The sequence below is a fragment of the Microcystis sp. M165S2 genome (genome assembly GCF_020245885.1).
In the GTDB taxonomy this organism is placed as follows: domain Bacteria; phylum Cyanobacteriota; class Cyanobacteriia; order Cyanobacteriales; family Microcystaceae; genus Microcystis.
Genome location: NZ_JADBTZ010000151.1, coordinates 1 through 9,276 on the forward strand (window position 1 = coordinate 1; position 9,276 = coordinate 9,276).

9 protein-coding genes are annotated in these 9,276 nt (G+C 42.7%); 4 read left to right on the forward strand and 5 right to left on the reverse strand.

All coding sequences use genetic code 11. The features are described 5' to 3' along the window. Positions 1-298 precede the first annotated feature (298 nt). From IM479_RS08040 to IM479_RS08050, 3 genes are all read right to left on the reverse strand, one after another. Positions 299-1,474, reverse strand: coding sequence for a lipid-A-disaccharide synthase-related protein (locus tag IM479_RS08040; RefSeq protein ID WP_286826852.1), 1,176 nt, complete (start codon positions 1,472-1,474; stop codon positions 299-301). Between the two features lie 7 nt (positions 1,475-1,481). Beyond that, positions 1,482-1,943 (reverse strand): cobalamin biosynthesis protein, encoded by a 462-nt coding sequence (locus IM479_RS08045; RefSeq protein WP_287685044.1) that lies wholly within the window; start codon positions 1,941-1,943, stop codon positions 1,482-1,484. An 80-nt stretch (positions 1,944-2,023) separates the two neighbouring features. Further along, positions 2,024-2,434, reverse strand: coding sequence for a M67 family metallopeptidase (locus tag IM479_RS08050; protein ID WP_287685039.1), 411 nt, complete (start codon positions 2,432-2,434; stop codon positions 2,024-2,026). Positions 2,435-2,729: 295 nt separating this feature from the next. On the opposite strand from IM479_RS08050, the gene menD reads away from it, so the two are divergent. Both menD and IM479_RS08060 read left to right on the forward strand, forming a co-directional pair. Continuing rightward, on the forward strand, positions 2,730-4,439 hold the full coding sequence (menD, locus tag IM479_RS08055; RefSeq protein ID WP_287685040.1) for a 2-succinyl-5-enolpyruvyl-6-hydroxy-3-cyclohexene-1-carboxylic-acid synthase: 1,710 nt from the start codon (positions 2,730-2,732) through the stop codon (positions 4,437-4,439). Positions 4,440-4,553: 114 nt separating this feature from the next. Then, a complete protein-coding gene (locus IM479_RS08060; RefSeq protein WP_287685041.1) occupies positions 4,554-5,783 on the forward strand; it encodes a hypothetical protein in 1,230 nt (409 codons plus the stop codon). A gap of 6 nt (positions 5,784-5,789) precedes the next feature. Here IM479_RS08060 and IM479_RS08065 read toward each other — a convergent pair whose 3' ends face one another. Next, positions 5,790-6,200, reverse strand: a complete 411-nt coding sequence (locus tag IM479_RS08065) for a salt stress protein, Slr1339 family (RefSeq protein ID WP_287077455.1) — start codon at positions 6,198-6,200, stop codon at positions 5,790-5,792. 41 nt (positions 6,201-6,241) lie between these two features. Further along, positions 6,242-6,499: a CRR7 family NDH-1 assembly protein gene (locus IM479_RS08070; protein WP_287077456.1), complete on the reverse strand. Its 258-nt coding sequence runs from the start codon at positions 6,497-6,499 to the stop codon at positions 6,242-6,244. 82 nt (positions 6,500-6,581) lie between these two features. On the opposite strand from IM479_RS08070, the gene IM479_RS08075 reads away from it, so the two are divergent. Next, positions 6,582-8,006: a protein adenylyltransferase SelO gene (locus IM479_RS08075; RefSeq protein ID WP_502845711.1), complete on the forward strand. Its 1,425-nt coding sequence runs from the start codon at positions 6,582-6,584 to the stop codon at positions 8,004-8,006. 618 nt (positions 8,007-8,624) lie between these two features. After that, positions 8,625-8,843 carry a hypothetical protein gene (locus IM479_RS08080; RefSeq protein ID WP_287685043.1) on the forward strand — a complete coding sequence of 73 codons (219 nt, stop codon included), beginning with the start codon at positions 8,625-8,627 and terminating at the stop codon, positions 8,841-8,843. Positions 8,844-9,276: the final 433 nt, after the last annotated feature.

Genomic DNA, 9,276 nt, shown 5'->3' on the forward strand with positions numbered 1-9,276 from the left:
CTTGAGGACGGATTCAAGAGTATAAGTAACGGTTTCGTTGGACATTTTGGTAAAATCCCTGGGAGTAATGATAGTACAATAATTTTATTTTAATCCTAAATCTGGTTATTAAAGACTGATTATCTATTGCCTCTCCTGATAAGTAGGGAGGCACAATTATTTGTAGGATGGGTTAGCGGTAGCGTAACCCTTGCAGGTGTTGGGTTTCATGCTTCAACCCAACCTACGTTCTGATTATCTATTGCCTCTCCTGATATGTAGCCTATACTCAACGGATATAGTATAACTATCTCTGCCATTACTTTTGAAAAATGCTATAAATTTCCTCGGCAATATTTCTGCTACCTCCGGACTCTCCCACTCTAATTTTGCCATTTTCTAAACATCTGTGTAAATAACGAGAATCTGCCAAAATATCGATAATTTTAACCGCGGCATTTTTAAATAAATTTACCTGGGTGGGTTTCTGTCCAATAGTTATCACCGATTCCCCTAATAAGCGCATTTGTGCCTCAGCAAAGGGGTAGGTAAATTGGGGACCAAATCCGGGTATTTGGATGACGGGTTTTCCTAATCCTACTGCTTGTTCTACTGCTGTCCCCGCCATGGCTAAACAAGCGTCACAATGGTGTAAAATATCGGCAAAAGCATCACGATAACAGCATAATAAAGCCCCATTTTTCTCTAATTTTCCCGCTCCTAAATAATGCCATCCTTCTTGTTTAGCTAAATTTTCTAAGTCGGTTTCTGTGATACTAGGAACGATAGCAGCCCGAAACTGCATCGGTTTAATTTTAACTATTTCCTCACAGACTTGTAACTGTAAAGCTAAATTACTCAAAGCTTCCGGTAAACGACTCCCCGCTAATAAAGCAATCATGGGAATTTGACTATCTAATTCTAAATCTTTACCCGTTGGTGTTAAGACATCCATAATCGGATAACCAGCAAAAATCGCTTTTTTAATCCCCCGATTTTGTAGGTCTGTTGCTGTATATTTATCCCTAGTGAAAACCCTTAAACAATTCTTGGATCTTAAACATAACTCTGTGAGTAAAGGTAATTTAATTGTGCCTTCGTAATAACTGGAAGTAGAAACAATAAAAGCCACAAAAGGACGACCGGTTAAAGAAGCGATCGCAATCGGCACGATATCCCCCACTGCTATCAATAAATCACAATCCTTGCTAACTTTAAAAGCTGCCTGAATTTGTTTAATAGTTAGACCGATTAATCCCGCACCAATATCCTTAATCCAATTAAAAAGATTGGTATAAATAATTCCCCCCGATGGCATAGTAGCAGTGGGGGCAATAATTGGTACGGGCAATTTTTGATAAGCTTTTCCCTCTCCCACAAAAGGCAAAGCAGCTATAGATAATTGAGGCTGAATTTTTTGTAATTCCCCCAGAATTAAACTAGCATTTAAGTCCTCACCATGACCATTACTAAGAAATAAAACCTGTTTAAGCATCGATTTGTTATCCTCTATATTCCCTTGCGGCCAAAGAAACGGCCACTGTCACCGATTTTGCTTCTATTTGCTTGCTTACTAGCAAAGTCTTGCCCATTTTTAAAGCGGCAGCTTCAGCGACGCTAGGGGTTCCCATTTCCTTGTTGACAATGGCCGAGGGATTGGGGACATTAATATCTCTCAACTCCTTGGCAGTAAAGGTTTTTAGAGGCAATCCTTTCTCTTGACAGTAGGCAATTAAACCCCGTTCATCAGCTTTGATGTCAAGGGTGGCAATACCAGCAATAGCGGCTAAAGAGAGGTGATAACGCTGAAAAATATCCCTAATTGCCCTATCTATGACTGCTTTCTCCGTCCCACGGATGCAACCTATTCCTAGCCATAATACTCGTCCATACCATTGGAGATGATCAATCCCAATTAAATCGATTGCGGGTGGGTGGAAAGCAGGGGAAGTGCTAGTCAACATCGGTGTTGCCTCTAATTGTCGCGGGATTAGGATTGCCAACGGGGAGAATCACCTTAAGGCTGTTTGCTATTTACACAAGACTACAATATTTTTACTGGTTGAAATTGTTCGCGTTCGTCTAGTTGCCAAGCTTGTAAATCGATCGCTCGTCCTGAAACTACGGAGACAATTAAATAAGTATATCCTGACCAGGCTAATTGGCGATCAATTTCCGAAGGAATGGCGGCATGATCGGGATGGGAATGATAGATACCAATAATTTCTAGCTGGTTTTCCCGCGCCGATTTTTGAGCTTGTAAAAGCACTTCTGGGGCCATACTAAAGCGGTTTCTCCTATTGCCAGACCAGTTATTTTCTGTTGCTTGCATGGTGATCACTTGGGCTGCTGTTTCGGTAATTTTTCCTAAGAGTAACCCACAACATTCTTCGGGATAGGTGGATTCTGCGTGGGTGAAAATGCGCTGGTAAATTTGTTCTGTAATCAGGAGCATAGTGGAAAATTTTCAAAACCTATTGATGTTAGTTTGCTTTGGCTATAGGGAACTTGAAAACTGACTGGATCTCAATTTTCGAGAAATATCTATAGGATATTTTGGACGCACGGGATGCGCCCCTACCATTGGCGCAATAATATTATTGTAGAGGCCAATTGCCTTCGCTCTCTTTTAATAACTTCTGCATCGCTGACTCAGGAATAACTTATTCTTGGCCAGTTCCGGCCAGTGTTAAATTGATTAATAGACTCTTTAACTTATCGTCCCCTAACCTTTGCCACTGAATTGATAAATGTCGATCGATTTTCGCAATCTTAATACACTTTGGGGTTCTATTTTAGTCGAAACATTGGCCCGTTTGGGATTGAAGATAGGGGTGGTTTCTCCCGGATCGCGATCGACTCCTTTAACGGTAGCCTTGGCAAGACATCCCCAGATTGAAACTATTCCCATCTTAGACGAGCGCTCGGCTGCCTTTTTTGCCTTGGGATTAGCCAAACAATTATATCAACCGGTGGTTTTAGTCTGCACTTCTGGCACTGCCACGGCTAATTTTTATCCCGCAGTCATTGAAGCAAAAGAAAGTCATGTCCCTTTATTAATTCTAACCGCCGATCGCCCCCCAGAATTGCGTCATGCTCATGCCGGTCAGACTATCGATCAAGTCAAACTCTACGGTAATTATCCAAATTGGCAAGCGGAAATTAGCTGTCCTAGTGCCAATATCGAGCGTTTACGCTATCTCCGTCAAACCATCATCCACGCGTGGTTGCGCTGTCTCGATCCTGTCCCCGGAGTGGTGCATCTGAACTTACCATTTCGGGATCCCCTCGCACCAACTCCCGATCTAGAAATTAACAATTTAGAGGCTAATTTTGACCAAGAGGCTTTTTTTAGCCATATATCTCGGCAAAATATGCCAATTAACCACTCACTTCTCCAAATTCCTTCTTTACCCCCCAAAGGAATTATCATTGCGGGATTAGCTTCCCCGCAAAACCCCGAAAGTTACTGTCAGGCGATCGCTAATTTAGCCCGATCGCAACAATATCCCGTCTTAGCGGAAGCTTTATCTCCTCTGCGAAACTATGCAGGGTTAAATCCCCATCTCATCACCACCTATGATTTATTATTGCGGAATCCTGCCATTAAAACCCAATTAACCCCCGATGTTGTCCTACAAATTGGCGAATTACCCACCAGCAAAGAATTACGGACCTGGTTAGAAGAAATCGACTGTCCGCGCTGGATTATCGATCCCCATCCCGATAATTACGATCCTCTACAGGGAAAAACCGGACATCTCAGGGGAAATATCGAGCAATTAGGGGATCTATTCCCAGATAAAACCGATAATAACCGAGAATATCGGCAATTATGGCAAAAATTAGACCAGCAAGCTAGATTAACTATCGATCGCCTTTTGGCAGCAGAAACTAAATTGATTGAAGGGAAAATCCCCTGGCTGCTTTCCCAATACCTCCCCCCCCAGACTCCGATCTTTATCTCTAATAGTATGCCTGTTCGCTATGCCGAGTTTTTTAACCCGCCTAGCGATCGCCAAATTCGTCCCTATTTTAATCGCGGGGCCAATGGCATCGACGGCAACCTCTCCACTGCGATAGGAATAGCTTATAAAAATGTTCCCAGCCTACTATTAACGGGAGATTTAGCCCTATTACACGACACAAATGGTTTTTTAATCAAAAATTATTTTGTTGGCTCCTTGACCATAATTTTAATCAATAACAAGGGGGGCGGCATTTTCCAACTGTTGCCGATCGCCAAATTTGACCCTCCCTTTGAAGAATTTTTTGCCACTCCCCAAAATATCGACTTTTGCCAACTCTGTCACACCTACGGTATCGATTACCATTTAATCAGCGATTGGACTGATTTTCAGCAAAAAATCGCAGTTTTGCCGGAATCAGGCATAAGATTACTAGAAATATCCTGCGATCGAGCTTTTAATACCCAATGGTTCCTCAGTAATTATGTGTAGGGTGTAGGGTGTGGGGTGTGGGGTGTGGGGAAGTGGGGAAGCTGCCTATTGCCTATTAATTCCCTTTTTGGAGAAAGTGAATACAATAGGTGGAAAGCGCGTTAAAAAAGTCCGATGAATCGACAAAGACGGCAAAAATCAAGACAATTTTCTCTCCCTAGATATTCTATCTTTCCCCCGGAACAATGGCGATCGGGAGTGACTTCTTTGGTGATTAGTTTGGTCTTGTCCCTACTGATTTTAAAACTGAATACCTCTAGTCTCTCCACTGCAACCATAAATATTTTTAATCCCTCCACTGTGGGGGAGAATTTAGCCGGTAAGAGTCTAGATGAGTCAGAAAAGCAGAAAATCGCCGAATTTTTGCAAATTACCCCGCCAGAAACCGAATTAACCCTCGATCGCACTCCTTTGTTTATTCTCCACGATACAGCTTGGAGTATGACTGCGGGTAACATCGAAGAACAGAAAAAATATGCTCGCGGTCCGATGAAATTGGGTCCCAATGTTTACATCCCCCGCAAAGCGAATTCCAGGGATAGAGATATTTTAGACTCGATCGCCCGGCCTTTTTTTGAACGTCACCGTCCCACTGCCACTTTTTATGAACAAGCGGCCGAAATGCTGCCCGCAGACACCAGAGATCAATTAGTGCGTCAACTGTGGCAACTTACCCCAGAAACTATCCGCGTCAAGGGTTTTGCACTTGCTTTAGAGGGTGTTCCTTTGAGTACGCGATCGGCGACTGAGTTAGAAAAAAGGGCGAGAATTTGGTTAAATACGCCTTCCGAAGCCGTCTTTAGGCGTTTAGTCAAAAAATATCCCACAAATTACTTTGATGGGGCAAAAACTACCGCATTATGGGCAACAGCAGCGATTTGTGATCAGGTATCTCACCCTAATTGCGATCGCTTGCGACCAGTTTTTGCCGAAAGAAATCGTCGGGTTATCTCCAGTGTTAACATTGAACTGGTGCAAGCGCCGGGATCCCACTGTTTGACCAAAGGACGCTTGCAACCCCTCCCCGGTTACAGTGATTTTCAATACCAACAAACGGCGAAATATTATCTCCTAGCAGCCTTACAAACGGGACAATTACCGCAAATTGTCAGCCATTTTGCCGTGGATAGTTTTCTGATTAATCAAGGAAAATATCCCCATTGTGACCCCCGGGGTTTTGATCTACAACGTCTCTACAATCTCATCAGTCAAGCTTTGGATTATGACCCCGGCACTGTTTATGGTATCGTTCCTCGTTACGGCACAAATATTAGCGCTGGTGATAATATTTGGTGGCATAATCGAGTTTTTGACCAAGCAAATTTACCCACAACTTTAAATTAGACCTGATCATTTAGAAATGTCCACTTCTCCCAAAGCTTCTAGATAGGTAATCGCTGCTTCTAAAGGAGAATCGTAGCCATAGGAAAACTCCTCAAACCAGCGTCCTTCCTCCGATTTAGCATCCAATTTATCTAACCATTGCTTGGCCTTTCTAGTTAAAGCTTCTCGCTTGCGCTGCTGTTTTAATGCCACTGCTTTTTCTTTTTCCGCTGCCTCTTGTTGTTGCCTTTCTTGGTTTTCTAAGGCTAAAGCTTTTAAAATCCCATCGGTAGCAGAATCGCCGGTATAATTAACCTTAAATTCGGACGGGGAACGCTCTTTTTCTTGACGAGAAGAAGGGGACGGTATCGGTTTTTCCTGATCCCGTTTCTGGTATTCTGCCTTCATTTGTGCCAGTAAATCTTCTATTTCTCCCATAATGATCAAGTTAAAAGTAAAAAGTTAAAAAGTGGGTTTCCTTATTTTTCCAAACGCACTACATACCATTGTAAATAACCCTCCTCACCCAGGTCTAACTCGCAGTAATTATCGCGCAGATAGAGAGCTTTTTCCTCAAGACTAGAGAATTTCGCCAATTGTCGGGGACAAATCTCCGGTTTTGCGGTGATTACATCTTTTAACTTATCCCGTAACTGGTCGGGAGTCTGGAATTGTTCAGGTTGATCGGCCTCAAGGACAAGAAAATAGTCCCCTTGATACATAATAGAATCGGGCATCGCTGTTTGATAGTCTCAGTAGGAAAATTTTTTGGCTATCTTTATCACTTTAACGCCTCAAAGCTCGATCGACACCACCACTATGACAGACCATCTCACCAATCCCTTTCTCAGTCTCCCTTACGAAAGCGCCATGCAGGACTTGGGAGACCACTACTATGATCAAGTCGCAGCCGCAGATTTTCCCCGTCATATCCTTCGTTTTCGCAATGATGCTTTATTACCTTTGGTGGAAATTCAGCCAGAATTAACCTTAGATGAGCATTTTATCGAGGCTTTTGGTAAATTTCAATCCCTGACACCTTTTTTGTCCCTGCGTTACCACGGTTATCAATTTGGCGAGTATAATCCTTTTTTAGGGGATGGTCGCGGTTTTCTCTACGGTCAAGTTAGGGGTATTGATGGCAAATTATACGATTTTGGTACGAAAGGATCGGGACGGACTCCCTATTCCCGTCATGCGGACGGTAGGTTAACTCTCAAGGGTGGAGTTAGAGAAGTCTTAGCTGGGGAAGCTTTACGCAGTTTAGGGGTGAATACCTCTCGCTGTCTGAGTTTGGTGGAAACGGGGGAAAATCTCTGGCGCGGTGATGAACCTTCCCCAACGCGATCTTCGGTGATGATTCGAGTTAGTAATTCTCATATTCGTTTCGGGACTTTTGAGCGTTTATTTCATATTAAACGTAGTGATTTAATTAAAAGACTCCTCGATCATGTGATTATTTATTATTATCCTGAAATCGATCCCCAAGATAGCGATCGCTATTTACAATTTTACGCCGCTTTGATTGAAAGAACCGCTAAATTAGCAGCCCAATGGATGGCCGCAGGTTTTTGTCATGGGGTTCTCAATACCGATAATATGTCAATTACTGGGGAAAGTTTCGATTATGGTCCCTACGCTTTTATTCCTTCCTATAACCCCCAATTTACGGCGGCCTATTTCGACTACGGTGGCCGTTATAGTTATGGCAATCAGCCTTTTATCTGTCGTTTAAATCTAGAGTTACTGCAATCTCCCCTGGCCATGGTCGTCTCCTTGTTAGAGTTAGATATGGCTTTGGCTAACTATGACCAGCATTACAATTTTTATTATCAAACAATGATGCTCAAAAAGTTAGGTTTTGAGGATATTTTTACTCCCGAATCCGCTTTACTGGTCAGCAAAACCGTGGAAGTTCTCCAAGAAACTGGCCTCGGTTATCACGACTTTTTCTATCAATTAAGTGAACAATTTAATTACGGTTGGCGAGAAAATAGTTCTCTAATTCTTGAAAATATGGATTTACCCAAAGCTGATTGGCAACGTTGGCGAGAATTATATAGTTTGGTCTTAAATCAATTACCCCCAGATTCCTTGTCTCAAATTGGCGACACTTTAAAGCATTATAATCCTAAAACCGCTTTACTTAGACCTCTCATCGAATCGGTTTGGGAAGCCATTACCTATGAAGATGATTGGCAACCTTTCCAAGAATTAGTGATAAAATTACAAAATAAACAGTAATTAAGTAATAAGTAGTGGTGCAAAATTAATTTCTTGGTTAGGAGAGGCAAGAGGTAGTTAGCTCTGATTTGCCTCTAGGTTTGCTTCAATACGATCTAATTGGGAACCTGGCCACCACATCCACTTACTCATCCTTAAATAGGGTCTGCTGAAAAAGTTTTTCGGTGGGGGTTGGGGGTTGGGGGTTGGGGGTTGGGGGTTGGGGTTTTACCCATTTTCAGGTGGTCAATTACCTAATTTTCAGGGAAAAAGTCCCTGAATTTTCCCCCCAATCACTCCAAGGGTCGGCACTTTTTGAGGTCAAAAAAGTCTAAAAACCTTGTTGGATAGGGTTTTTAGATTTATTCAGCAAACCTTAAATAAGTTGTTAGTGTCCTCATCCTAACAAATCCTGCGGATAACTTGATCACCTTTAATCAGGCGATCGCTTTTCTGAAAAAATAGGGAGAGGCGATCTCCCTCTGATCGGTATAGATTGATATAATTATCCTATGTTTATCCATAAGCGGAGTTGATAAGCCTAATCACTATAACTTTAACATATCAAGAGGGATAAGCAATTTGCGAAATTTTGTCTCGCTCCCGTCTTCCTAGAAAAGAACCGAGGCTTTAAAGAACATGACTGAACGACTTGAGCAGGCGATCGCCCAATTAAAAACCTTGTCAACCGATCAACAGGACGCGATCGCAGCCCTAATTTTGGCAGAACTCGAAGAAGAGCAGCGATGGAATGACTCCTTTACCCGCTCACCAAACTTGCTGGCTAAACTAGCAGCCGAAGCAATGGCAGAACATCGATCGGGTAAGACTCAAGAATTAGACCCGGAAACGTTGTGAAGTCTTGTACCACTGCTCGTTTTCGGCAGATGTTTGCTGATCTTCCAAAACCGATTCAAGAGCAGACTCGTAAAGTCTATCGGCAATTCAAAGAAGACCCAAGCTATCCCAGCTTGCGATTCAAGAAAGTCCATCCAAAGCTGCCCATCTATTCGAAGATTTTCTGTTTGAGTCAGGTTTAAGAACAAAGGCATGGGTCAACTGCAATTGCCGGCTTGATTCGATTCGCTATAATTAGGGTTTGCTGAATAAATCTAAAAACCTTATCCAACAAGGTTTTTAGACTTTTTTGACCTCAAAAAGTGCCGACCCTTGGAGTGATTGGGGGGAAAATTCCGGGACTTTTTCCCTGAAAATTAGGTAATTGACCACCTGAAAATGGGTAAAACCCCACACCCCACACCCCAACCCCCAACCCCCAACCCCCAACCCC

Bases quoted from the DNA above. Each gene is read 5' to 3' on its own strand.
- IM479_RS08040 (WP_286826852.1), bottom strand. From the start codon at position 1,474: ATGCTTAAACAGGTTTTATTTCTTAGTAATGGTCATGGTGAGGACTTA.
- IM479_RS08045 (WP_287685044.1), bottom strand. From the start codon at position 1,943: ATGTTGACTAGCACTTCCCCTGCTTTCCACCCACCCGCAATCGATTTA.
- IM479_RS08050 (WP_287685039.1), bottom strand. From the start codon at position 2,434: ATGCTCCTGATTACAGAACAAATTTACCAGCGCATTTTCACCCACGCA.
- menD (WP_287685040.1), top strand. From the start codon at position 2,730: ATGTCGATCGATTTTCGCAATCTTAATACACTTTGGGGTTCTATTTTA.
- IM479_RS08060 (WP_287685041.1), top strand. From the start codon at position 4,554: ATGAATCGACAAAGACGGCAAAAATCAAGACAATTTTCTCTCCCTAGA.
- IM479_RS08065 (WP_287077455.1), bottom strand. From the start codon at position 6,200: ATGGGAGAAATAGAAGATTTACTGGCACAAATGAAGGCAGAATACCAG.
- IM479_RS08070 (WP_287077456.1), bottom strand. From the start codon at position 6,499: ATGCCCGATTCTATTATGTATCAAGGGGACTATTTTCTTGTCCTTGAG.
- IM479_RS08075 (WP_502845711.1), top strand. From the start codon at position 6,582: ATGACAGACCATCTCACCAATCCCTTTCTCAGTCTCCCTTACGAAAGC.
- IM479_RS08080 (WP_287685043.1), top strand. From the start codon at position 8,625: ATGACTGAACGACTTGAGCAGGCGATCGCCCAATTAAAAACCTTGTCA.